The following is a 23,384-nucleotide window of genomic DNA, read 5'->3' on the forward strand; positions in this document are numbered from 1 at the left end:
TAGGGATTGGGCAGTGCCAGGACTCTTCAACAAAAAGACCAACACGCTGCTGGGGATCGACATCAGCTCCACGTCGGTGAAGCTGCTGGAGCTGAGCCGCCAGGGCGAGCGCTACCGGGTCGAGGCCTACGCGGTGGAGCCGTTGCCGGCGAACGCCGTGGTCGAAAAGAACATCGCCGAACTCGAAGGCGTCGGCCATGCCCTGTCCAGGGTGCTGGCCAAGGCGCGCACGGGGCTCAAGGGCGTGGCGGTGGCGGTGGCCGGATCGGCGGTGATCACCAAGGTCATCGAGATGGACGCCGGCCTGTCCGACGACGAGATGGAGAACCAGCTCCGGATCGAGGCCGACCAGTACATTCCCTATCCGCTGGACGAAGTCGCCATCGATTTCGAGGTGCAGGACGTGTCGCCGCGCAATGCCGAGCGGGTCAACGTGCTGCTGGCGGCCTGCCGCAAGGAGAACGTCGAAGTCCGCGAAGCGGCCCTGGCCTTGGCCGGGCTCACGGCGCGGGTGGTGGATGTCGAGGCCTATGCCCTGGAGCGCTCGTTCGGCCTGCTCGCGACCCAGCTGGCGCAATCCCAGGAGCGCCTGACGGTCGCCGTGGTCGACATCGGTGCGACCATGACCACCCTGAGCGTCCTGCACAACGGCCGGATCATCTACACCCGCGAGCAACTGTTCGGCGGGCGCCAGCTCACCGAGGAGATCCAGCGCCGCTATGGCCTGACCTTCGAGCAGGCGGGGCTGGCGAAGAAACAGGGCGGCCTGCCGGACGACTATGTCGGCGAAGTGCTCCAGCCGTTCCGCGAGGCGCTGGTGCAGCAGGTGTCGCGTTCGCTGCAGTTCTTCTTCGCGTCCGGCCAGTACAACGCGGTCGACCATATCCTGCTGGCCGGGGGCACGGCATCGGTGCCGGGGCTCGACAGCCTGATCGAACAGCGCCTGGGCACGCCGACCCAGGTCGCCAACCCGTTTTCCGACATGGCGTTGAGCGGCAAGGTCAACGCCGGGGCGCTGGCCAGCGATGCGCCGGCCCTGATGATCGCCTGCGGGCTGGCGCTCAGGAGTTTCGACTGATGGCGCGGATCAACCTTCTGCCCTGGCGCGAGGAGCGCCGCGAAGAGCGGCGCAAGCGTTTCCTGCTGGCGTTGACCGGCGTGCTGGTGGGGTCGGTGGGCGCGGTGCTGATCGCCGACCAGATCATCGGCGCGGCCATCGAGCGGCAAACGTCGCGCAACGACTACATCGGCAAGCAGATCGCCTCGGTCGACGAGCGGATCAAACAGATCAGCGAACTCAAGGCCCGTCGCCAGCAACTGGTGGAGCGCATGCGCATCATCCAGGATCTGCAGGGCAACCGGCAGGTCAGCGGGCGGATCTTCGACCAGCTCGCCCGCACCCTGCCTGACGGGGTGTACTTCACCGACGTGAAGATGGTCGGCAAGACCTTGTCGATCAGCGGTGCGGCGGAGTCGAACAACCGCGTCTCCGACCTGATGCGCAACCTCGACGCCTCCGACTGGTTCGATGCGCCGGTCCTCAACGAAGTGAAGGCGACCACCGCCGGGCAGCTGGATCAGGCCAACACCTTTCAGCTGACCGTTCGCCAGACCCGGCCCAAGCTGGCGGAGGATGTCCAATGAAGCCGTCCGAATGGCTGGGCAGCCTGCGCAGCATCGACTTCAACGACCTGGACACCGGCAACATCGGCTCCTGGCCGACCGCGGTGAAGGGGCTGGCCGGCGCGTTGCTGATGGTGCTGGTGCTGGCGCTTGGCTACAACTTCTTCATCAGCGACCTGGAGAACCAGCTCGAGCTCAAGCGCGAGGAAGAGGCCACGCTGAAGGAGCAGTTCGCGACCAAGGCGCACATGGCGGCCAACCTCGAGCTCTACACCCGGCAGATGAAGGAGATGGAAAACTCGTTCGGCGTGCTGCTGCGTCAGTTGCCCAGCGACACCGAGGTGCCGGGCCTGCTGGAGGACATCACCCGGACGGGGCTCGGCAGCGGGCTCGAGTTCGAAGAGATCAAGCTGCTGCCGGAGGTGGTCCAGCAGTTCTACATCGAGCTGCCGATCCAGATCACCGTCACCGGCGGCTATCACGACCTGGCGACATTCGTCAGCGGCGTGGCCGGGTTGCCCCGGATCGTCACCCTGCACGATTTCGAACTCGCGCCGGCCAACCCCGAAGGCGGCTCGAAGCTGCGCATGAGCATCCTGGCCAAGACCTACCGCTACAACGACAAGGGACAGCCGCAAGACAAGGGGCCGACGCCATGAGCCCGATCCGGTGTTTCATTGCGCTTGCCCTGGCGCTGGGGCTGGGTGGCTGCGGGGGCGGCGACTTCAGCGACCTCGACGCGTACATGAACGAGATCCGCCAGCGCCCGCCCGGCAAGATCGAGCCCACGCCGGTCTTCCATGCCTATCCGACCTTCACCTACAGCGCAGCGAACCTGCGCAGCCCGTTCTCCCGCCAGGTGCGGGTCGACCTGGCGGGGCAGCGGCACGGCTCGCGCAATGTTCGGCCCGACCCCAACCGGGTCAAGCAGTACCTCGAAGGTTTCAACATCGAGCAGTTCGAGATGGTCGGCACGATTTCCAACGCCTCCGGCGCCTTCGCGCTGCTGCGCGGGGCGGGCGGGGTGCACCGGCTGAAGGTCGGCGACTACCTGGGGCGCAACGACGGTCGCATCGTCGCCATCAGCGCCTCCCAGGTCGATGTGGTCGAAATCGTTCCCGACGGCGAGGGCGCCTGGCTGGAGCGGCCGCGCACCATTCCTTTGAAAGAGCACTCATAGTGGAAGACGAACAATGAACAGGATTTTCGCAACCTTCGGTCTTTCGCTATGGATAGCGCTGCTGTCGCCGATGGTCGATGCGGCCACCCTCAAGGCCCTGGACGTGGCGGCGCTGCCGGGTGACCGGGTCGAGCTGAAGCTGTCCTTCGACGGCCCGCCGCCGCAGCCCAAGGGCTACACCACCGATTCGCCGGCACGGATCGCCCTCGACCTGCCGGGCGTCTCCAGCCAGCTGGCGAACAAGACCCGTGACCTGGGCAGCGGCAATGCCCGCTCGGCCACGGTGGTCGAGGCCAAGGACCGGACGCGGATGATCATCAACCTGACCCAGCTGGTGCCCTACGACACCCGGGTCGAAGGCAACACGCTGTTCGTCGTGGTCGGCCAGGGCGCCCGCAAGGCTGCGCCCCGCACGGCGGCGGCCACATCGCGCCCCGTGCCGGCCGCCGCGCCGGCCAAGGCTTACGCCCCGACGGCCAGGGCCATCCGGGGCGTGGACTTCCAGCGTGGCACGGCGGGCGAGGGCAATGTGGTCATCGACCTGTCCGACCCGGCCATCGCCCCGGACATCCAGGAACGCGACGGCAAGATCGTCCTCAACTTCACCCGCACCCAACTGCCCGAACCGCTGCGGGTGCGCCTCGACGTCAAGGACTTCGCCACGCCGGTGCAGTTCGTCAGCTCCAGCGTCAGCGGCGACCGGGCGACCGTGACCGTCGAGCCCGTCGGCACCTACGAGTACTCGACCTACCAGACCGACAACAAGCTCACCGTCAGCATCCGGCCGATGACGGTCGATGACCTGCAAAAGCGCAACGCCGACCGCAACAGCTACAGCGGCGAGAAGCTTTCGCTGAATTTCCAGGACATCGACGTGCGCTCGGTGCTGCAGCTGATCGCCGACTTCACCAACCTCAACCTGGTGGCCAGCGACACGGTGCAGGGCGGGATCACTTTGCGTCTGCAGAACGTGCCGTGGGATCAGGCCCTGGACCTGGTGCTCAAGACCAAGGGGCTGGACAAGCGCAAGATCGGCAACGTGCTGCTGGTGGCGCCGGCCGATGAGATCGCCGCCCGCGAGCGGCAGGAACTCGAGTCGCAGAAGCAGATCGCCGAACTGGCGCCGCTGCGCCGCGAGCTGCTGCAGGTCAACTACGCCAAGGCGGCGGACATCGCCAAGCTGTTCCAGTCGGTGACCAGCGCCGAGGCGAAAGTCGACGAACGCGGGTCGATCACCGTCGATGAACGCACCAACAACATCATTGCCTACCAGACCCAGGATCGCCTCGACGAGCTGCGGCGGATCGTGGCGCAACTGGACATCCCGGTGCGCCAGGTGATGATCGAGGCGCGGATCGTCGAGGCCAACGTCGATTACGACAAGAGCCTGGGCGTGCGCTGGGGCGGATCGATCCGCAACAAGGGCAACTGGAACACCTCCGGCGTGACCAACGGCGCGTCCACCACCATCGGCACGCCGGGCAGCACCAGCACCAACACGCCGTTCGTCGACATGGGCACCACCGGCAACACCTCGGGGATCGGCATCGCCTTCATCACCGACAACGTGCTGCTCGATCTCGAACTGACTGCCATGGAGAAGACCGGCAACGGGGAAATCGTCTCCCAGCCGAAGGTGGTCACCTCCGACAAGGAAACCGCCAAGATCCTCAAGGGCACCGAAATCCCCTACCAGGAAGCCAGCTCCAGCGGCGCCACCTCGGTGTCGTTCAAGGAGGCTTCGCTGTCGCTGGAGGTGACGCCACAGATCACCCCGGACAACCGCATCATCATGGAGGTCAAGGTCACCAAGGACGAACCGGACTACCTGAACAAGGTGCAGGATGTGCCGCCGATCAAGAAAAACGAGGTCAACGCCAAGGTGCTGGTGAACGACGGCGAAACCATCGTGATCGGGGGCGTTTTCTCAAATACTCAAAGCAAGGTCGTAGATAAGGTGCCATTTCTTGGCGATGTGCCGTATCTTGGCCGCCTTTTCCGGCGTGATGTGGTCTCGGAGAAAAAATCCGAGCTGCTGGTCTTCCTCACTCCGCGTATCATGAATAACCAGGCGATTGCTGTGAGTCGTTGATTCTGTGCGAAATTTGATTCTTGTAGGCCCGATGGGCGCTGGAAAAAGCACCATCGGCCGGTTGCTGGCCAAAGAGCTGCGCCTGCCGTTCAAAGATTCCGACAAGGAAATTGAACTGCGCACGGGCGCCAATATCCCGTGGATCTTCGACAAGGAAGGCGAGCCCGGCTTTCGTGACCGCGAGCAGGCGATGATCGCCGAGCTGTGCGCGTTCGACGGCGTGGTGCTGGCCACCGGCGGGGGCGCGGTGATGCGCGACGCCAACCGCAAGGCCCTGCACGAGGGCGGGCGGGTGGTGTACCTGCACGCCTCCGTCGAGCAGCAGGTCGGGCGCACGTCACGCGACCGCAACCGGCCGTTGCTGCGCACCGCCGATCCGGAAAAGACCCTGCGCGACCTACTGGCGATCCGTGACCCGCTGTACCGGGAGATCGCCGATCTGGTGGTGGAAACCGACGAGCGGCCACCGCGCCTGGTGGTGCTCGACATCCTCGACCGTCTGCAGCAGCTTCCGCCCCGTTAAAGCGCCGCCCGAAATGCGCTATCCTCGGCGTCCCGTCATGCCCGGGGGTGTGGCGGATGGCGTGCGGGCGACGTCATACCGGCTAAGACCGCGGACATCCGATAATTCAGCCATCTTCACTGTGGGGACACATGCAGACACTCAAGGTCGATCTGGGCGAGCGCAGCTACCCGATTCATATTGGCGAAGGTTTGTTGGACCGGCCTGAACTGTTGGCTCCGCACATCCATGGGCGGCAAGTGGCGATCGTCTCCAACGAGACCGTGGCGCCGCTCTATCTTGAGCGTCTGACCCGCACTCTGGCGCCGTACTCGGTGATCTCGGTGGTGCTGCCAGACGGCGAGGCGCACAAGAACTGGGAAACCCTGCAACTGATCTTCGACGGCCTGCTGACCGCCCGGCACGACCGCCGCACCACCGTGATCGCCCTGGGCGGCGGCGTCATCGGCGACATGGCCGGTTTTGCGGCCGCCTGCTACCAGCGCGGCGTCGACTTCATCCAGATCCCCACCACGCTACTGTCCCAGGTCGATTCGTCGGTGGGCGGCAAGACCGGGATCAACCATCCGCTGGGCAAGAACATGGTCGGCGCGTTCTATCAGCCGAACGTGGTGCTGATCGACACCGCCTCGCTCAAGACCTTGCCGGCGCGCGAGCTGTCCGCCGGTCTGGCGGAAGTCATCAAGTACGGGCTGATCTGCGACGAGCCGTTCCTGACCTGGCTCGAAGACAACGTCGACAAGCTGCGCAACCTCGACCCGCAGGCGCTGACCTACGCCATCGAGCGTTCCTGCGCGGCCAAGGCCGCCGTGGTCGGCGCCGACGAGCGGGAGTCCGGCGTTCGCGCCACCCTCAACCTCGGCCATACCTTCGGCCACGCCATCGAGACCCACATGGGCTATGGTGTCTGGTTGCATGGCGAGGCGGTCGCCGCCGGTACGGTCATGGCCCTGGACATGTCCGCGCGCCTGGGCTGGATCAGCGCCCGGGAGCGTGACCGCGGCATCCGCCTGTTCCAGCGCGCCGGCCTGCCGGTGGTGCCGCCCGAAGAGATGACCGAGGCCGATTTCCTCGAACACATGGTAATTGACAAGAAAGTGATCGACGGTCGCTTGCGCCTGGTGCTGCTGCGCCGGATGGGCGAAGCGGTGGTGACCGACGATTATCCGAAAGAGGTTCTACAGGCCACGCTGGGAGCGGACTACCGCGCCCTGGCTCAGCTTAAAGGTTGATAGGATTCCGATGACCAGTTTGCATGCCGACGAGGCGTTCCTCGGCCATTTCCAGTTAAGTCACGACCCGTTCGCGCCAAGGGTGCCGGGCTTCAAATTCTTCCCCGCCCAGCGCAAGCCAGTGCTGGGCCAGCTCCATCATCTGGCGCGCTACAGCCAGTTGCTGCTGGTGGTCACCGGCCCTCAGGGCAGCGGCAAGACCCTGTTGCGCCAGGCGCTGGTGGCCAGCACCAACAAGCAGTCGGTGCAGAGCGTCGTCGTCTCGGCCCGTGGCGCCGGCGACGCGGCCGGTGTGCTGCGCCAGGTGGCCCAGGCGCTGGACGTGGTCCAGGCCGACGTCAACGCGATCCTCGCCCAGGTGGTGCAGTTGGCGCTGACCGGTCAGGAAGTCTACCTGCTGGTGGACGATGCCGAGCAGCTCGACGAGTCGGCCCTCGAGGCCCTGATGGCCTTGGGCGCCGGGGCGCCGGAGGGCCGTCCGCACGTGTTCCTGTTCGGCGAGTCGTCGCTGATCGCCCAGCTCGACGCGCTGCAGCTTGAGGAAGAGCGCTTCCATGTGATCGAGCTGCAGCCGTACACGGAAGAGGAAACCCGCGAGTACCTCGACCAGCGGCTCGAAGGCGCAGGCCGCGGCATCGAACTTTTCACCGCAGATCAGATCTCTGATATTCACGAAAGCTCCGAGGGCTGGCCGGGCAACATCAACCAGGTCGCCCGCGATGCGATGATCGAAGCCATGATCGCCAGCCGCACTGCGGTCAAGCGTCCAAGTATGGGGTTCAACATGCCGAAGAAACACGTATTGGCGATTTCCGCCGTGGTCGTGGTCGCGGTCGCGGCTGCCTGGCTGATGCCGGGCCGCAGCAAGGCGCCGACCGCCGGGGCACCGGCCAACGAACAGGCCCAACTGCCGCTGGGCCAGGGCGGTCAGGGCGGTGCTCCGTCCGTCGAGTTCAACGGCAACACCCAGCCGATGCCGTTGCCGTTGGTCGGCAACTCGCAGCCGGTGATGCGCGGCCCGCTGGCCGAAGCGGCCGGCGGCATCACCGAAGGCGACGACGGTGTGCCGGTCGAGGGCTCCAGCGCCACGCCGCCGACCGTGACCACCACCGCGCCGCCGGCAGGTGTGCCGGCCGGTCCTGCGCCGACCCCGGTTCCGGTGCCTGTGCCCGTGCCGGCGGCGAAGCCTGCGCCGGCCCCGACCCAAGTCGCCGTCGCCAAGCCTGCTCCTGTCGCGCCAGCGGCCAAACCGGCCCCGGCGCCGGCCAAGCCTGTGGCGGCCGCCAAACCGGCCGAGAAGCCCGCCGAGAAGCCGGTCGCCAAGGCTGCCGGCGGCAGCTGGTACGCCGGCCAGGCGCCGGGCAACTACGTGGTGCAGATCCTCGGCACCAGCTCCGAAGCGACCGCGCAAAGCTTCGTCAAGGAGCAGGGCGGCGAGTACCGCTATTTCAAGAAAGTCCTCAACGGCAAGCCTCTCTACGTGATCACCTATGGCAGCTTCGCCAACCGTGATGCGGCCGTTTCTGCCATCAAGGCCTTGCCAGCGAAGGTTCAGGCTGGTAAACCTTGGCCTCGCACTGTCGCCAGCGTCCAACAGGAACTGGCTACAACTCGCTGAAGATTCGGCGGCCTTACCCAGGCCGCCTCTCCCGGCACCTCAAAATCTCCACGAGTGCGCGCTTCCTTCCAAGGTCGCGTGCCTTGTGGTGTCTGCGTCACAGTAGTCTTTGAGTCGTTGCGGTCAGAATTAAAAAAGTTTTGACTAGCACAGCAGATCGCTTTAAACATTTCACAAACGCGACATGAATTTGCGACATTTCGTCGTCAAATTTGTGAGCCTCTGTGTCGCTGTGTACAATGACCACCCTTTTGCCCCCGCAAAGCCGGCGTACGTTCGGCGCGAGATGCAAGTGGTTGAATTGAAAAGAAATTTGCCTCGAAAAGAGGCAGCCTGGTGAGAAAGTGTCTATGAAAGCAGGTCTGTACCAACCAGATGAATTCAAGGATAACTGCGGCTTCGGCCTGATAGCCCACATGCAGGGCGAGCCCAGTCATACCCTTTTGCAAACGGCCATTGAGGCCCTGACCTGCATGACCCACCGCGGTGGGATCAACGCGGACGGCAAGACCGGTGACGGTTGCGGTCTGCTGATTCAAAAGCCTGATGCGTTCCTGCGCGCCATCGCCCAGGAAGCCTTCAGCGTCGAACTGCCCAAGCAATACGCCGTGGGCATGGTCTTCTTCAATCAGGATCCGGCCAAGGCCGAAGCCGCTCGCGAAAACATGAACCGCGAGATCCTCGCCGAAGGCCTGCAGCTGATCGGCTGGCGCAAGGTGCCGATCGACACCAGCGTCCTCGGCCGCCTGGCCCTGGAGCGCCTGCCGCAGATCGAGCAGGTGTTCATCGGCGGCGAAGGCCTGAGCGACCAGGACATGGCGGTCAAGCTGTTCAGCGCCCGCCGTCGCTCGTCCGTGGCCAACGCCGCCGACACCGACCACTACATCTGCAGCTTTTCCCACAAGACCATCATCTATAAAGGCCTGATGATGCCGGCCGACCTGGCCGCGTTCTATCCGGACCTGGGTGACCAGCGCCTGCAGACCGCGATCTGCGTGTTCCACCAGCGCTTTTCCACCAACACCCTGCCGAAGTGGCCGCTGGCCCAGCCGTTCCGCTTCCTCGCCCACAACGGCGAGATCAACACCATCACCGGCAACCGCAACTGGGCCCAGGCCCGCCGCACCAAGTTCACCAACGATTTGATGGACCTGGAAGAGCTCGGCCCGCTGGTCAACCGCGTCGGTTCCGACTCCTCGAGCATGGACAACATGCTCGAACTGATGGTCACCGGCGGCATCGACCTGTTCCGCGGCGTGCGGATGATCATTCCGCCGGCCTGGCAGAACGTCGAGACCATGGATCCTGACCTGCGTGCGTTCTACGAGTACAACTCGATGCACATGGAACCGTGGGATGGCCCTGCGGGCGTGGTGATGACCGACGGCCGCTACGCGGTCTGCCTGCTCGACCGCAACGGTCTGCGCCCGGCGCGCTGGGTCACCACCAAGAACGGTTTCATCACCCTGGCGTCGGAGATCGGCGTCTGGAACTACCAGCCTGAGGACGTGCTCGCCAAGGGCCGCGTCGGCCCTGGCCAGATCTTCGCCGTGGACACCGAAACCGGGCAGATCCTCGACACCGACGCCATCGACAACCGTCTCAAGTCCCGCCATCCGTACAAGCAATGGCTGCGCAAGAACGCCCTGCGCATCCAGGCGACCATGGAAGACAACGACCACGGTTCGGCCTTCTACGACGTCGACCAGCTCAAGCAGTACATGAAGATGTACCAGGTCACGTTCGAGGAGCGCGACCAGGTGCTGCGTCCGCTCGGCGAGCAAGGCTACGAAGCCGTCGGCTCGATGGGCGACGACACGCCGATGGCCGTGCTGTCCCAGCGCGTGCGCACGCCGTACGACTATTTCCGTCAGCAGTTCGCCCAGGTGACCAACCCGCCGATCGACCCGCTGCGCGAAGCGATCGTGATGTCGCTGGAGATCTGCCTCGGCGCCGAGCGCAACATCTTCCAGGAATCGCCGGAGCACGCCTCCCGCGTGATCCTCAGCTCGCCGGTCATTTCGCCGGCCAAGTGGCGTTCGCTGATGAACCTCGACCGTCCGGGGTTCGAGCGGCACATCATCGACCTGAACTACGACGAAAGCGTCGGCCTCGAAGCGGCGATCCGCAATGTCGCCGACCAGGCCGAAGAGGCCGTGCGCGCCGGCCGTACCCAGATTGTCCTGAGCGACCGCCACATCGCGCCGGGCAAACTGCCGATCCACGCTTCGCTGGCCACCGGCGCGGTGCACCACCGCCTGACCGAAAAGGGCCTGCGCTGCGATTCCAACATCCTCGTCGAGACCGCCACCGCCCGCGACCCGCATCACTTCGCGGTGCTGATCGGCTTCGGCGCGTCGGCGGTCTACCCGTTCCTGGCCTATGAGGTGCTGGGCGACCTGATCCGCACCGGCGAAGTGCTGGGCGACCTCTACGAGGTGTTCAAGAACTACCGCAAAGGCATCACCAAGGGCCTGCTCAAGATCCTGTCGAAGATGGGCATCTCGACCATCGCCTCGTACCGCGGCGCCCAGCTGTTCGAAGCCATCGGCCTGTCGGAGGAAGTGTGCAACCTGAGCTTCCGCGGCGTGCCGAGCCGCATCAAGGGCGCGCGTTTCGTCGACATCGAAGCCGAGCAGAAGGCCTTGGCGACCGAAGCCTGGAGCCCGCGCAAGCCGATCCAGCAGGGCGGCCTGCTGAAGTTCGTCCACGGCGGCGAATACCACGCGTACAACCCGGACGTGGTCAACACCCTGCAGGCCGCCGTGCAGCAGGGCGACTACGCCAAGTTCAAGGAATACACCGCGCTGGTGGACAACCGTCCGGTGTCGATGATCCGCGACCTGCTCAAGGTCAAGACCCTCGACAAGCCGCTGGATCTCAGTGAGATCGAGCCGCTGGAATCGGTGCTCAAGCGCTTCGACTCCGCCGGCATCTCCCTCGGCGCCCTGTCGCCCGAGGCCCACGAGGCCCTGGCCGAAGCCATGAACCGCCTCGGCGCGCGTTCCAACTCTGGCGAAGGCGGTGAGGATCCGGCGCGTTACGGCACCCTCAAGAGCTCGAAGATCAAGCAGGTCGCGACCGGCCGTTTCGGCGTGACTCCCGAGTACCTGGTCAACGCCGAAGTGCTGCAGATCAAGGTCGCCCAGGGCGCCAAGCCGGGCGAGGGCGGTCAACTGCCGGGCGGCAAGGTCAACGGCCTGATCGCCAAGCTGCGCTATGCGGTGCCGGGCGTGACCCTGATTTCGCCGCCGCCGCACCACGACATCTATTCGATCGAAGACCTGTCGCAACTGATCTTCGACCTGAAGCAGGTCAACCCCCAGGCGCTGGTCTCGGTGAAGCTGGTGGCTGAAGCGGGCGTCGGCACCATCGCCGCCGGCGTGGCCAAGGCCTATGCCGACCTGATCACCATCTCCGGCTACGACGGCGGCACCGGCGCTTCCCCGCTGACCTCGATCAAGTACGCCGGCGCGCCGTGGGAGCTCGGCCTGGCCGAAACCCACCAGACCCTGCGCGGCAACGACCTGCGCGGCAAGGTGCGGGTGCAGACCGACGGCGGCCTGAAGACCGGCCTCGACGTGATCAAGGCCGCGATCCTCGGCGCCGAAAGCTTCGGCTTCGGCACCGCGCCGATGATCGCCCTGGGCTGCAAGTACCTGCGCATCTGCCACCTGAACAACTGCGCCACCGGCGTGGCGACCCAGAACGAGAAGCTGCGCAAGGATCACTACATCGGCACCGTCGACATGGTGGTGAACTTCTTCACCTACGTCGCCGAAGAGACCCGCGAGTGGCTGGCCAAGCTCGGCGTGCGCTCGCTCGAAGAGCTGATCGGCCGCACCGACCTGCTGGAAGTGCTCGAAGGCCAGACCGAGAAGCAGCACCACCTGGACCTGACGCCGCTGCTGGGCAGCGACCACGTGCCGGCGGACAAGCCTCAGTTCTGCGGCGTGGAACGCAACCCGCCGTTCGACCAGGGCCTGCTGGCCGAGAAAATGGTCGAGATGGCGACCGCGGCGATCAACGACCTCAGCGGCGCCGAATTCAGCCTGGACATCTGCAACTGCGACCGTTCGATTGGTGCGCGGGTCTCCGGCGAAATCGCGCGCAAGCACGGCAACCAAGGGATGGCCAAGGCGCCGATCACCTTCCGCTTCAAGGGCACGGCGGGCCAGAGCTTCGGCGTGTGGAACGCCGGCGGCCTGAACATGCACCTGGAAGGCGACGCCAACGACTACGTCGGCAAAGGCATGACCGGCGGCAAGCTGACCATCGTGCCGCCCAAGGGCAGCGCCTATCAGACTCAGAACAGCGCCATCATCGGCAACACCTGCCTGTACGGCGCCACCGGCGGCAAGCTGTTCGCCGCCGGCACCGCAGGCGAGCGTTTCGCCGTGCGCAACTCCGGCGCCCACACGGTCGTGGAAGGCACCGGCGATCACTGCTGCGAATACATGACCGGCGGCTTTGTCTGCGTCCTGGGCAAGACCGGCTACAACTTCGGCTCCGGCATGACCGGCGGATTCGCCTACGTGCTCGACCAGGACAACACCTTCGTTGACCGGGTCAACCACGAACTGGTGGAGATCCAGCGGATCAGCGGCGAGGCGATGGAGGCCTATCGCAGCCACCTGCAGAACGTGCTGAACGAGTACGTCGCGGAAACCGACAGCGAGTGGGGTCGTGAACTCGCCGAGAACCTCGACGATTACCTGCGCCGTTTCTGGTTGGTCAAGCCGAAGGCCGCCAACCTGAAATCGTTGCTTTCCAGCACCCGTGCCAACCCGCAGTGATGCGCCTGAAGAGTTTGATGAGGTTTTAACAATGGCTGAACGTCTGAATAACGACTTCCAGTTCATCGATGTCGGGCGCAAGGATCCGAAGAAGAAACTGTTGCGTCAGCGCAAGAAAGAGTTCGTCGAGATCTACGAACCGTTCAAACCCCAGCAGTCGGCCGACCAGGCCCACCGCTGCCTGGGTTGCGGCAACCCGTACTGCGAATGGAAGTGCCCGGTGCACAACTTCATTCCCAACTGGTTGAAGCTGGTGGCCGAGGGCAACATCCTCCAGGCCGCCGAACTCTCGCACCAGACCAACACCCTGCCGGAAGTCTGCGGCCGGGTGTGCCCGCAGGACCGTCTGTGCGAGGGTGCCTGCACCCTCAACGACGGCTTCGGCGCGGTGACCATCGGTTCGGTCGAGAAGTACATCACCGACACCGCGTTCGCCATGGGCTGGCGTCCGGACATGTCCAGGGTCAAGCCGACCGGCAAGCGCGTCGCGATCATCGGCGCGGGCCCGGCGGGCCTGGGTTGTGCCGACGTGCTGGTGCGCGGCGGCGTGACCCCGGTGGTGTTCGACAAGAACCCGGAAATCGGCGGTCTGCTGACCTTCGGCATCCCCGAGTTCAAGCTGGAGAAGACCGTGCTGAGCAACCGGCGCGAAGTCTTCACCGGCATGGGCATCGAGTTCCGCCTCAACACTGAGGTGGGCAAGGACGTGACCATGGAGCAACTGCTCGCCGAATACGATGCGGTGTTCATGGGCATGGGCACCTACACCTACATGAAGGGCGGCTTCGCCGGCGAGGATCTGCCGGGCGTCTATGACGCGCTGGATTTCCTGATCGCCAACGTCAACCGCAACCTGGGCTTCGAGAAGTCGCCGGAAGACTTCGTCGACATGAAAGGCAAGAAGGTCGTGGTGCTCGGCGGCGGCGACACGGCGATGGACTGCAACCGCACCTCCATCCGCCAGGGCGCCAAATCGGTGACCTGCGCCTACCGCCGTGACGAAGCGAACATGCCCGGCTCGCGCAAAGAGGTGAAGAACGCCAAGGAAGAAGGCGTGAAGTTCCTCTACAACCGCCAGCCGATCGCCATCGTCGGCGAAGACAAGGTCGAAGGCGTGAAGGTGGTCGAGACCCGTCTCGGTGAACCGGACGCCCGCGGCCGCCGCAGCCCTGAGCCGATCCCGGGCTCCGAAGAGATCATCCCGGCCGACGCCGTGGTCATCGCTTTCGGTTTCCGCCCGAGCCCGGCGCCGTGGTTCGAGCAGTTCAGCATCCAGACCGACAGCCAGGGCCGCGTCGTGGCTCCGGAGAAGGGCCAGTACAAGCACCAGACCAGCAACCCGAAGATCTTCGCCGGCGGCGACATGGTGCGCGGTTCTGACCTGGTGGTGACGGCGATCTTCGAAGGCCGCAATGCGGCGGAAGGGATCCTCGACTACCTGGGTGTCTGACCGGGCGGCACAAAACCCTGTAGGAGCGAGCCTGCTCGCGATGAAGGTATTTCAGTCACTGCACAGTGGCTGATCCGCCGCCATCGCGAGCAGGCTCGCTCCTACAGTTGTTTCTCGGTGTTGCCGAAACCTGCGCATTCATTGCGACAAATTGACCCGATAGACAAAAGGCTGACCTGCATCCGTGCCTTTTGCGTCGCGCTCTGAGAAAATGCCCGCACTTTTTTTCCGGATGCCGACATGACTGCCCTGAAGAACGACCGTTTCCTCCGCGCCCTGCTCAAGCAACCCGTTGACGTCACCCCGGTGTGGATGATGCGCCAGGCCGGCCGCTACCTGCCTGAATACCGCGCCAGCCGTGCCCAGGCCGGTGACTTCATGAGCCTGTGCATGAACCCGGCGTTCGCTTGCGAAGTCACCCTGCAACCCCTCGACCGCTATCCGCAGCTGGACGCGGCGATCCTGTTCTCCGACATCCTCACCATTCCCGACGCCATGGGCCAGGGCCTGTACTTCGAGACCGGCGAAGGCCCGCGCTTCAAGAAAGTCGTCAGCACCCTGGCCGACATCGAAGCCCTGCCGATCCCCGATCCGCAGAAGGACCTGGGCTACGTGATGGACGCGGTCAGCACCATCCGCCGCGAACTGAACGGCCGCGTGCCGCTGATCGGTTTCTCCGGCAGCCCGTGGACCCTGGCGACCTACATGGTCGAAGGCGGCTCGTCGAAAGACTTCCGCAAGACCAAGGCCATGCTCTACGACAACCCGCAGGCCATGCACCTGCTGCTCGACAAGCTGGCGCAGTCGGTGACTTCCTACCTCAACGGCCAGATCAAGGCCGGCGCGCAGGCGGTGCAGATCTTCGACACTTGGGGCGGCAACCTGTCGGCGGCGGCTTACCAGGAATTCTCCCTGGCCTACATGAAGAAAATCGTCAGCGGCCTGATCCGCGAGCACGAAGGCCGCAAGGTGCCGGTGATCCTGTTCACCAAGAACGGCGGCCTGTGGCTGGAGAGCATCGCCGAGGCCGGCGCCGACGCGCTGGGCCTGGACTGGACGTGCGATCTGGGCAACGCCCGCGCCCGTGTCGGCGACAAGGTCGCGCTGCAAGGCAACATGGACCCGACCGTGCTCTACGCCAAGCCGGAAGCGATCCGCACCGAAGTCGGACGCATCCTCGCCAGCTACGGCAAGGGCAGCGGCCATGTGTTCAACCTCGGCCACGGCATCACCCCCGAGGTCGATCCGGAACACGCCGGCGCCTTCCTGCGGGCGGTGCATGAGTTGTCGGCGCAGTATCACGAGTAACCGACACCCGATACGAACGGTGGGAGCGAACCAGCTCGCGATGGCGGAGCGTCAGACACGCAAGTTCTGACGGATTCACCGCTATCGCGGGAAGGCTCGCTCCCACCGTTGTTTTTTGGCGGTCTGTCAGGCCTTCACGCCGCCGAGGGGTTGCAGTTTGGCCAGCTTCAACGCCACCAGCAGCGCCACCAGCAACAGCGCGCCGATGAACAGGCCGATGCCGTTCCACCCGCCCACGTGCCAGAACACCCCGCCCGCCGTCCCGGCGATGCTTGACCCCGCGTAGTAGCTGAACAGGTACAGCGACGAGGCCTGGCCCTTGGCCTTGGTCGCGCGGCGGCCGATCCAACTGCTGGCCACCGAGTGCGCGCCGAAGAAGCCGAAGGTGAAGATCAGCATGCCGGTGATCACCAGCGCCAGCGGTGTGGCCATCGTCAAGGCGAGGCCGGCGGACATCAGCACGATGGTGGCCCACAGCACTTTGCGCCGGCCCAGCCGGTCGGCCAAAGCGCCGATCTTCGCCGAGCTGTAGATGCCCGACAGGTACACCACCGACAGCAGGCCGACGAACGCCTGATCCAGGTGATACGGCTCGGCCAGCAAGCGGTAGCCGATGTAGTTGAACAGGGTGACGAACGCGCCCATCAGCACGAAGGCTTCCAGGAACAGCAGCGGCAGGCCGGCGTCGCGAAAGTGCATCAGGAAACCGTCGAGCAGGCTGCGCGGGTGCAGCGAACGCGGGCGGAAGTTGCGCGATTCGGGGAGGATCCGCCAGAACACCGCTGCCGCGATCAGCGCCAAGGCGCCGAGCACCAGCATTGCCGTGTGCCAGCTGACGAAGTCGATCAGCACGCCGACGATCAGGCGCCCGCACATGCCGCCGATCGCGTTGCCGCCGATGTACAGGCCCATGGCCAGGCCCAGGTGCTGCGGATGGATCTCTTCGCTCAGGTACGTCATGGCCACCGCCGCCAGGCCGCTGAGCGACAGCCCGACCAATGCACGCATGAACAGCACGCCGTGCCAGCCCGGCATCAGGGCGCTGCCGACCGTGCACAGCGCTGCGGCGAACAGGGCGGCCACCATCACCGGCTTGCGGCCGATGCGGTCGGATACGGGACCGGTGATCAACAGGCCCACGGCCAGCAGCGCGGTCGCGACCGACAGGATCAGGCTGCTTTGCGCGGCATTGACCGAAAACTCCTTGGACAGCAGCGGCATCATCGGCTGCACGCAGTACAGCAGGGCGAACGTCGCGAAGCCGCCGCAGAACAGCGCCAGCACCGTGCGCATGAACGCCGGCGTGCCTTTTTCGATGTAGATCTCTTGCAGTTCGGCCATCACGTCGTCTTTCGCGACGGGAGGGATTTCATGGGCGAGGGGTGCGACGGCGGTTTTCACTTCAGACCTCGGAGGGCACAGGCAGGCGGGCAGTGAAAAAATCATATAGCTGGCTAATGTTTCTATCCAATATATTGTTCGACCTGTTTGATAGCTTTGACGACCTATTGGGAGCGCCATGGAATTACGTCACCTGCGCTACTTCATCGCCGTGGCCGAAGAGCTGCATTTCGGCCGCGCCGCCCAGTCGCTGGGCATTTCCCAGCCTCCGTTGAGCCAGCAGATCCAGGCGCTGGAGCAGGAAATCGGTGCGCGCCTGTTCGAGCGCACCAACCGTCGGGTCGAGCTCAGCGAGGCCGGACGGCTGTTCCTGGAAGAGGCGCGGCTGGCGCTGGCCCAGGTCGACAAGGCGGCGGACGTCGCACGGCGTGCGCAGTTGGGGGAACTAGGTGAACTGAAGATCGGTTTCACTTCGTCGGCGCCGTTCAACTCGACCATTCCCCAGGCGATCTTCGCTTTCCGCCAGCGTTTTGCGGCAGTGCACCTGAAGCTGCGGGAGATGAGCAGCACGATGGTGGCCGATGCGCTGCTGGACGAGTCGATCGAGGTCGGCATCATGCGCCCGCTGGCGGGGCTGCCGGATTCGCTGAGCGTGGTGGAACTGACCCGGGAGCCGCTGGTGGCGGTGCTCAGCGCCAAGCATCCGTTGGCGTCGGGCAGCGAAGACGGCCTGTTCCTGTCGGCGTTGGCCTTGGAGCCGTTCGTGTTTTTCCCGCGCAGCTACGGCAGCGGCCTGTATGCACAACTGCTGAGCCTGGCCCGCGACGCCGGTTTCAGCCCGCATTTCGCCCAGGAGGCCGGCGAGGCGATGACCATCATCGGCCTGGTGGCGGCAGGGCTGGGCGTGTCGGTGCTGCCGGCGTCCTTCCAGCGGATGCGCATCGACGGCGTGGTCTACCGCCCGCTGCTCGACCCGGCGGCGGTGTCGGCGGTGTGGCTGGTGCAGCGCAAGGATCAGAAATCGCCGATGGCCAAGGCGTTCGTGGAGCTGCTGACGCGCAAGGTCGAGCCCTTGACGGCGTGAGGGCTGCGCCGTCGATCGCGAACAGGCTCGCTCCCGCAGGGATTGCGTCGGCTATTGTGGGAGGGGCCAGGACGCTCAAGGCACTCTGACCAGATCCCCCTTGAGCGCCACCCGCGTCACGAACACCCCGGCCCGGCATTCGTAGGTGTTCAGATCCTTGCGCACGTGCCCGTCGTAGACACTCACGATGTTGGTCACCGCATTCGCCCCGACGCGCTTGGCCTCGGCCTGCAACGCGATCAGGTTCGATTGCAGCACCCATTCGCACGAGTCGTGATCGCTCTTGTTGAACCCGTTGGTTTCCAGATCGCTGACCACGTCCCGGCGCAGCATCTGCTGAACCCCCGGCGGCGTGTTGCCGGTCAGGTAGAACTTCACGCTGCCGTCCAGCCGCCCGGCGCGGATCGCGTCCGACAGCACGGTCTCGAACGGCATGTACATCAGGTTGGTGGCGTGGCTGGCCACCGGCAGCAGGGCGAGGACAGCGGCGGCGATCAGGGCTTTCACTGGCATGGTCTTCTCCTTGACGCGAAAGAGAACCGCGAGTGAAAGGCCCGCCGTTCCGACAGGCGTTTGCGCAGGCCTGCTTGAGCGAGTGTAGATGGTGCTGGCGAAGGGATTCGGTATTGAGGTTGCCGCTATACATCTCGCGTAACGGAACTGTCGTTGGGAAAGTCTTCGGTCTTGCCCAGAATCAGCCCTTCATTAAAACGAGTCTCATGGCCGTCTTCTGATGGTTAGGGGCCAAATGCCAGCCGTTGCCCGATATCGCTTGTCGGGCAATACTGTCGATGTTCCCGCAAGGGGCTTGTGAGACTCTGAGGATCCTGTGCAAGCAGCTATCGCAGAGCCAGGCAGGTGATGGGCCATGACACGCCGACCTGCCTGTGAAAGGGCGCCGCAAGGCGCCCTTTGTCATTTCCGGCGCCACTGCACCTTCATCAGATCGCCTTTCAGCGCCAACGCCGGAAGATCAACGACGTGTTGACGCCACCGAAGGCGAAGTTGTTGTTCATCACGTAGTCATGGCTCATCTGCCGGAATTCGCCGCGCAGGTAGTCGAGCTTGCCGCACAGCGGATCGATCTCGTCGAGGTTGAGCGTGTGCACGTACAGGTCGCGGTTGAGCATTTCGATGCTGAACCACGACTCCAGCGCCCCGCAGGCCCCCAGGGTGTGGCCCAGGAAGCTCTTCTGCGAGCTGATCGGCATGCGTTCACCGAACAGGCCGCTGGTGGCCAGGGTCTCGGCGATGTCGCCCTGTTCGGTGGCGGTGCCGTGGCCGTTCACGTAGCCGATGGCGTCCGGCGCAAGGCCGGCGTCCTCCAGCGCCAGTTCCATGGCCCGGCGCATGGTGACCAGCTCGGGACGGGTGGTGTGCTGGCCGTCGGCGTTGCTGCCGAAGCCGACGATCTCGGCGTGGATCCGCGCGCCGCGGGCCAGGGCGTGCTCCAGCTCCTCCAGCACCAGCATTCCGGCGCCTTCGCCGATCACCAGGCCGTCGCGGCCCTTGTCGTAGGGGCGCGGGGAGGTGTGCGGGGCGTCGTTCTTCAGGCTGGTGGCGTACAGGGCGTCGAACACCATGGCTTCGGTCGGGCACAGCTCTTCGGCGCCGCCGGCGAGCATCATCGGCAGGCGGCCGAACTTGATCGCCTCGTAGGCGTAGCCGATGCCCTGGCTGCCGCTGGTGCAGGCGCTGGACGTCGGGATCAGGCGCCCGGTGAGGCCGAAGAATATGCTGATGTTGGCCGCCGTGGTGTGCGGCATCATCCGCACGTAGGAGTTGGCGTTCAGGCCTTCGGCCACCGAGTTGAGCAGCATGTTGCCGAACGCCTTGATCTCGTCGGTGCTGCCGGTGGACGAACCGCAGGCCACGCCCATGCGGCCGTCCCGGATCGAGTCGTCGCCGAGCAGCCCGGCGTCGGCCAGCGCCTGTTCGGCGGCGCCGACGGCGAGGCGCGACACCCGGCCCATGCTGCGCAGTTGCTTGCGCGTCCAGTGCGCGGGCACGGAAAAGTCATCGATGGGGCCGGCCAGGCGCGTGTTGAGTTCGCTGAACCGGTCCCATTCGTCCATCCGGCGGATGCCGCTGCGGTTGGCGGCGAAGTTGCCGGCGATGGTATCCCAGTCGCTGCCAAGCGAGGTGATGCCGGCCATGCCGGTGACGACGACGCGTTTCATCAGCACAGGCCTCCGTTGACCGCCAGCACCTGGCGGGTGATGTACGACGCTTCCGCCGACATCAGGAAATTCACCGCGCCGGCCACCTCTTCCGGGGTGCCCATGCGTTGCGCCGGGATCATTTTCATCAGTTCCTCCACCGGCACGTTCTCGTCGAGCATCGCCGTGTCGATCAGGCCCGGCGCGACGCAGTTCACTGTGATTTTGCGCTTGGCCAGCTCGATCGCCAACGCCTTTGCCGCGCCGATCACGCCGGCCTTGGAGGCGCTGTAGTTGACCTGGCCGCGGTTGCCGATCAGCCCCGACACCGAGGTGATGCAGACGATCCGACCGGCGGCGCGGCGGCGGATCATCGGCATCGTCAGCGGGTGCAGGACATTGTAGAAACCGTCGAGGTTGGTGCGCAGCACCACGTCCCAGTCGTCCTCGCCCAGGGCCGGAAAGGCGCCGTCACGGGTCAGGCCGGCGTTGAGCACCACGCCGTAGCAGGCGCCGTGGACTTCGACGTCGGCTTCCAGCACGGCCTTGCAGGCCTCGCGGTCGGACACGTCGAACTGCAGGATCCGGGCGTTGCGGCCCATCGCTTCGATCTCGGCCTTCACGGCCTGCGCCTCGGCCATGCCGCTGCGGCAATGCAAGACGATGTCATGGCCTGCGCGGGCCAGGCGCAAGGCGATGGCGCGGCCGATGCCACGGCTGGAGCCGGTGACCAGTACGGATTCAGTCATCGTTCGACTCCCTTTTCTGTCCAGAGGTTGTTTGATCGAGGTAAGCGGCCGGCCGCGGCGGGCGGAACACGTTGAGCCGGGCGCTGGCGTGGATGCCGGGGGCATCGATGTGGCATTCGAACACGCCCATGCCGTTGTCGTCCTCCAGCGAGCGGATGCCGTGGACGGTCAGCTCGCTGCCGGCCGGGAACGCCTCGACATTGCACTCGAAGCGGCGGGTGCCGAGCAGGAAGCCCAGCTCCACCGGGTTGCCCTTTTGCCGGGCGTGGCAGCCGGCGAAGGCGGCGACGCTCTGCGCCATCAGTTCGAGGCCGACCCATGCCGGCAGGCTGCCGTCGGGCAGGCTGAACAGGCCATCGGGGCGCACCGTGAGGGTGGTGCGGATCTGCTCGTCGTCGAAGCCTAGAATCCGGTCGATCAGGATCATGTCGCCGGCGTGGGGCAGCAGTTCGGCGAGCGGCCAGTCGTTCATGGTGCGTCTCCGATAATCAGGCTGACGTTGTTGCCGCCGAAGGCAAACGAGTTGCTCATCAGGTAGCGGGGTGCAATGGACGACAGGCGGTCGTGCGCGGTCACCCAGCGCAGGGCCGGCAACGCCGGATCCGCCTGACCGTCCCAGATGTGCGGCGGCAGGCGCCCTTCGCGGTTCTCGGCCGCCAGGCTCAGCCAGCAGAACGCGGCCTCCAGGGCCCCGGCGGCGCCGAGGGTGTGGCCGGTCATCGGCTTAGTCGAGGAGCACGGCACGCCGTCCGGAAACAGGCCGGCGACGGCCAGGCTTTCCATGGCGTCGTTGTGCTGGGTCGCCGTGCCGTGCAGGTTCAGGTAGCCGATCTGCGAGGCTTGCAGGCCGGCGCGGGCCAAGGCCTTCTGCATCGCTTGCAGCGCGCCGCGGCCGGAGGGCTCCGGTGCGGAGATGTGATGCGCATCGGAACTGGCGCCATCGCCCAGCAACGCGATCGCAGGACCTGCGCCGCGTTCGCGGCTCATCACGAACAGCACCGCCGCCTCGCCGATGTTGATGCCGTCGCGGTTGGCCGAGAACGGATTGCAGCGTTCGTCCGATACCGCTTCCAGCGCCGTGAAGCCGTTGAGGGTCAGCTTGCACAGACTGTCGACGCCGCCGCACAGCACCGCGTCGCACACGCCCAGATCGAGCAGGCGGCGGGCGCTCATCAGCGCGCGGGCGCTGGAGGTGCAGGCGGTGGAAATCACATAGGCCGGGCCGCTCAGTTGCAGCCAGTCGACCAGGAAGTTCGCCGGAGCGCCCAGTTCCTGTTGCCGGTAGTCGTAGTCGGCCGGGAAGCGCTGCTCGCGGAGGTAGCGGGCCAGGCCCTGGCTGGCTTCGTCGATGCCCGAGGTGCTGGTGCCGAGCACCACGCCGACGCGGTCGGGGCCGTAGGTGCGGATCGCCTGTTCGATGTCGTCGCGGATCTGCAGGGCGGCTTCGAGCAGCAGCCGGTTGTTGCGGCTGCCGTGCGCCGCCAGCGCCGACGGAACGGGAGGCAGGTCGCCGTGGACGCCCGCCACCGGCAGCTCGCGCTCCGGCACCCAGCCGGCCTCGCGGCGCATGCCCGAGCAGTCGCCGGCGAACAGGTTGCGGGCGACTTCAGGCTTGTCGCGGCCCAGGGCGCAGATCACTCCGAGGGCATTGAGGTAGGTGGTCATGGCGTCGGTTCACCGAGCGGGGACACGCGGTAGTGCGGGCCTTGGGGCAGATTCAATTCGAAGCTCAACGGTTGTGCGTAACGGATGTCCCAGCGCGCCGGCAGGGAACGATGCCCGCCGCCCTGTTGCGCGGCGGGGTAATTGTGCGTCAGTTCGGCGGACGGGGTCAGGGCGAACAGCAGCGCGGCGAACAGTTCCCGGGCTTCCGGGTTGGGCGGCAGCAGGCCGTCGGCCTGCCAGCGTCCGTCGACCAGCCGCTGGCGGGCCTGGGGAATGCCCAAGGGATCCATCATCGACCAGCGGATCCCGCCGCCTTCGCGCTGTATCACCAGCAGCCAGTCCTGGCGCTGGCCGGCCAGTTGCCGCTCGATGTGCAGTTGCAGCGGCAAAGGCAGCGTCGGGTCGGCCGCCGGCAGCGGCGCCTGGCTGGCGCAGGCGCCCAGCAAGGCCAGGCCCGCGAGCGCGAACAGGCGCAGCAGCGCGGACACGGCGCGCCAAAGCCCGGCAACGGGGGCGGCCGGCACACGGCCTTCGCGGGCGAGCCCGCGCCCATACGGTACGCAC

Annotated in this window: 19 protein-coding genes; 12 read left to right on the forward strand and 7 right to left on the reverse strand. The window is 65.6% G+C overall.

The features are described 5' to 3' along the window. Positions 1 to 13: 13 nt before the first annotated feature. The 11 genes from CAG29_RS20515 (at position 14) to hemE (ending at position 15,822) form a co-directional block, all read left to right on the forward strand. Positions 14 to 1,078, forward strand: a complete 1,065-nt coding sequence (locus CAG29_RS20515; protein ID WP_085695053.1) for a pilus assembly protein PilM — start codon at positions 14 to 16, stop codon at positions 1,076 to 1,078. After that, positions 1,078 to 1,644 (forward strand): PilN domain-containing protein, encoded by a 567-nt coding sequence (locus tag CAG29_RS20520; protein WP_085585425.1) that lies wholly within the window; start codon positions 1,078 to 1,080, stop codon positions 1,642 to 1,644. The genes CAG29_RS20515 and CAG29_RS20520 overlap by 1 nt, the downstream gene beginning before the upstream one ends. After that, positions 1,641 to 2,282, forward strand: coding sequence for a type 4a pilus biogenesis protein PilO (gene pilO, locus CAG29_RS20525; RefSeq protein WP_085585423.1), 642 nt, complete (start codon positions 1,641 to 1,643; stop codon positions 2,280 to 2,282). The genes CAG29_RS20520 and pilO overlap by 4 nt, the downstream gene beginning before the upstream one ends. Further along, positions 2,279 to 2,803 (forward strand): pilus assembly protein PilP, encoded by a 525-nt coding sequence (locus CAG29_RS20530; RefSeq protein WP_085585421.1) that lies wholly within the window; start codon positions 2,279 to 2,281, stop codon positions 2,801 to 2,803. Before pilO ends, CAG29_RS20530 begins: the two co-directional genes overlap by 4 nt. Positions 2,804 to 2,816: 13 nt before the next feature. Next, on the forward strand, positions 2,817 to 4,895 hold the full coding sequence (pilQ, locus tag CAG29_RS20535; protein WP_085585419.1) for a type IV pilus secretin PilQ: 2,079 nt from the start codon (positions 2,817 to 2,819) through the stop codon (positions 4,893 to 4,895). A gap of 4 nt (positions 4,896 to 4,899) precedes the next feature. Next, complete coding sequence (gene aroK / locus CAG29_RS20540; protein WP_085585417.1) at positions 4,900 to 5,418, forward strand: shikimate kinase AroK; 519 nt, start codon at positions 4,900 to 4,902, stop codon at positions 5,416 to 5,418. A 131-nt stretch (positions 5,419 to 5,549) separates the two neighbouring features. After that, positions 5,550 to 6,650 carry a 3-dehydroquinate synthase gene (aroB, locus tag CAG29_RS20545; RefSeq protein ID WP_085695054.1) on the forward strand — a complete coding sequence of 367 codons (1,101 nt, stop codon included), beginning with the start codon at positions 5,550 to 5,552 and terminating at the stop codon, positions 6,648 to 6,650. Positions 6,651 to 6,660: 10 nt separating this feature from the next. After that, positions 6,661 to 8,268: an AAA family ATPase gene (locus tag CAG29_RS20550; protein WP_085585413.1), complete on the forward strand. Its 1,608-nt coding sequence runs from the start codon at positions 6,661 to 6,663 to the stop codon at positions 8,266 to 8,268. Positions 8,269 to 8,618: 350 nt separating this feature from the next. After that, positions 8,619 to 13,064, forward strand: a complete 4,446-nt coding sequence (gene gltB / locus CAG29_RS20560; protein WP_085631053.1) for a glutamate synthase large subunit — start codon at positions 8,619 to 8,621, stop codon at positions 13,062 to 13,064. Between the two features lie 31 nt (positions 13,065 to 13,095). Further along, positions 13,096 to 14,514 (forward strand): FAD-dependent oxidoreductase, encoded by a 1,419-nt coding sequence (locus CAG29_RS20565; RefSeq protein WP_085585409.1) that lies wholly within the window; start codon positions 13,096 to 13,098, stop codon positions 14,512 to 14,514. A 240-nt stretch (positions 14,515 to 14,754) separates the two neighbouring features. Continuing rightward, complete coding sequence (hemE, locus tag CAG29_RS20570) at positions 14,755 to 15,822, forward strand: uroporphyrinogen decarboxylase (protein ID WP_085585407.1); 1,068 nt, start codon at positions 14,755 to 14,757, stop codon at positions 15,820 to 15,822. Positions 15,823 to 15,948: 126 nt separating this feature from the next. Here hemE and CAG29_RS20575 read toward each other — a convergent pair whose 3' ends face one another. After that, positions 15,949 to 17,163, reverse strand: coding sequence for an MFS transporter (locus CAG29_RS20575; RefSeq protein ID WP_371857676.1), 1,215 nt, complete (start codon positions 17,161 to 17,163; stop codon positions 15,949 to 15,951). A 178-nt stretch (positions 17,164 to 17,341) separates the two neighbouring features. Here CAG29_RS20575 and CAG29_RS20580 point away from each other — a divergent pair, with 178 nt between their 5' ends. Then, entirely contained in the window at positions 17,342 to 18,247 is a 906-nt protein-coding gene (locus tag CAG29_RS20580) for a LysR family transcriptional regulator (RefSeq protein WP_085585403.1), read from the forward strand. A 75-nt stretch (positions 18,248 to 18,322) separates the two neighbouring features. Here CAG29_RS20580 and CAG29_RS20585 read toward each other — a convergent pair whose 3' ends face one another. The 6 genes from CAG29_RS20585 to CAG29_RS20610 form a co-directional block, all read right to left on the reverse strand. Continuing rightward, the gene (locus tag CAG29_RS20585; protein WP_085640404.1) at positions 18,323 to 18,760 is read right to left on the reverse strand and encodes an excinuclease; all 438 of its coding nucleotides are present in this window, start codon (positions 18,758 to 18,760) and stop codon (positions 18,323 to 18,325) included. Positions 18,761 to 19,200: 440 nt separating this feature from the next. Then, on the reverse strand, positions 19,201 to 20,427 hold the full coding sequence (locus CAG29_RS20590; protein ID WP_085585397.1) for a beta-ketoacyl-ACP synthase: 1,227 nt from the start codon (positions 20,425 to 20,427) through the stop codon (positions 19,201 to 19,203). Next, entirely contained in the window at positions 20,427 to 21,155 is a 729-nt protein-coding gene (gene fabG, locus CAG29_RS20595) for a 3-oxoacyl-ACP reductase FabG (RefSeq protein ID WP_085631047.1), read from the reverse strand. Before fabG ends, CAG29_RS20590 begins: the two co-directional genes overlap by 1 nt. Beyond that, the gene (locus tag CAG29_RS20600; RefSeq protein WP_085695055.1) at positions 21,148 to 21,627 is read right to left on the reverse strand and encodes a hotdog family protein; all 480 of its coding nucleotides are present in this window, start codon (positions 21,625 to 21,627) and stop codon (positions 21,148 to 21,150) included. Before CAG29_RS20600 ends, fabG begins: the two co-directional genes overlap by 8 nt. After that, positions 21,624 to 22,820, reverse strand: coding sequence for a beta-ketoacyl-[acyl-carrier-protein] synthase family protein (locus tag CAG29_RS20605; protein ID WP_085695056.1), 1,197 nt, complete (start codon positions 22,818 to 22,820; stop codon positions 21,624 to 21,626). Before CAG29_RS20605 ends, CAG29_RS20600 begins: the two co-directional genes overlap by 4 nt. Further along, positions 22,817 to 23,299, reverse strand: coding sequence for a hypothetical protein (locus tag CAG29_RS20610; RefSeq protein ID WP_085585501.1), 483 nt, complete (start codon positions 23,297 to 23,299; stop codon positions 22,817 to 22,819). The genes CAG29_RS20605 and CAG29_RS20610 overlap by 4 nt, the downstream gene beginning before the upstream one ends. Positions 23,300 to 23,384: the final 85 nt, after the last annotated feature.

It is taken from the genome of Pseudomonas sp. B7(2017) (assembly GCF_002112745.1).
Taxonomy (GTDB): Bacteria; Pseudomonadota; Gammaproteobacteria; order Pseudomonadales; family Pseudomonadaceae; genus Aquipseudomonas; species Aquipseudomonas ekonensis.

Bases quoted from the DNA above. Each gene is read 5' to 3' on its own strand.
- CAG29_RS20575 (WP_371857676.1), bottom strand. From the start codon at position 17,163: ATGGCCGAACTGCAAGAGATCTACATCGAAAAAGGCACGCCGGCGTTC.
- CAG29_RS20580 (WP_085585403.1), top strand. From the start codon at position 17,342: ATGGAATTACGTCACCTGCGCTACTTCATCGCCGTGGCCGAAGAGCTG.
- pilO (WP_085585423.1), top strand. From the start codon at position 1,641: ATGAAGCCGTCCGAATGGCTGGGCAGCCTGCGCAGCATCGACTTCAAC.
- CAG29_RS20565 (WP_085585409.1), top strand. From the start codon at position 13,096: ATGGCTGAACGTCTGAATAACGACTTCCAGTTCATCGATGTCGGGCGC.
- CAG29_RS20530 (WP_085585421.1), top strand. From the start codon at position 2,279: ATGAGCCCGATCCGGTGTTTCATTGCGCTTGCCCTGGCGCTGGGGCTG.
- CAG29_RS20520 (WP_085585425.1), top strand. From the start codon at position 1,078: ATGGCGCGGATCAACCTTCTGCCCTGGCGCGAGGAGCGCCGCGAAGAG.
- CAG29_RS20600 (WP_085695055.1), bottom strand. From the start codon at position 21,627: ATGAACGACTGGCCGCTCGCCGAACTGCTGCCCCACGCCGGCGACATG.
- fabG (WP_085631047.1), bottom strand. From the start codon at position 21,155: ATGACTGAATCCGTACTGGTCACCGGCTCCAGCCGTGGCATCGGCCGC.
- pilQ (WP_085585419.1), top strand. From the start codon at position 2,817: ATGAACAGGATTTTCGCAACCTTCGGTCTTTCGCTATGGATAGCGCTG.
- gltB (WP_085631053.1), top strand. From the start codon at position 8,619: ATGAAAGCAGGTCTGTACCAACCAGATGAATTCAAGGATAACTGCGGC.
- hemE (WP_085585407.1), top strand. From the start codon at position 14,755: ATGACTGCCCTGAAGAACGACCGTTTCCTCCGCGCCCTGCTCAAGCAA.
- aroB (WP_085695054.1), top strand. From the start codon at position 5,550: ATGCAGACACTCAAGGTCGATCTGGGCGAGCGCAGCTACCCGATTCAT.
- CAG29_RS20550 (WP_085585413.1), top strand. From the start codon at position 6,661: ATGACCAGTTTGCATGCCGACGAGGCGTTCCTCGGCCATTTCCAGTTA.
- CAG29_RS20590 (WP_085585397.1), bottom strand. From the start codon at position 20,427: ATGAAACGCGTCGTCGTCACCGGCATGGCCGGCATCACCTCGCTTGGC.
- CAG29_RS20585 (WP_085640404.1), bottom strand. From the start codon at position 18,760: ATGCCAGTGAAAGCCCTGATCGCCGCCGCTGTCCTCGCCCTGCTGCCG.
- CAG29_RS20605 (WP_085695056.1), bottom strand. From the start codon at position 22,820: ATGACCACCTACCTCAATGCCCTCGGAGTGATCTGCGCCCTGGGCCGC.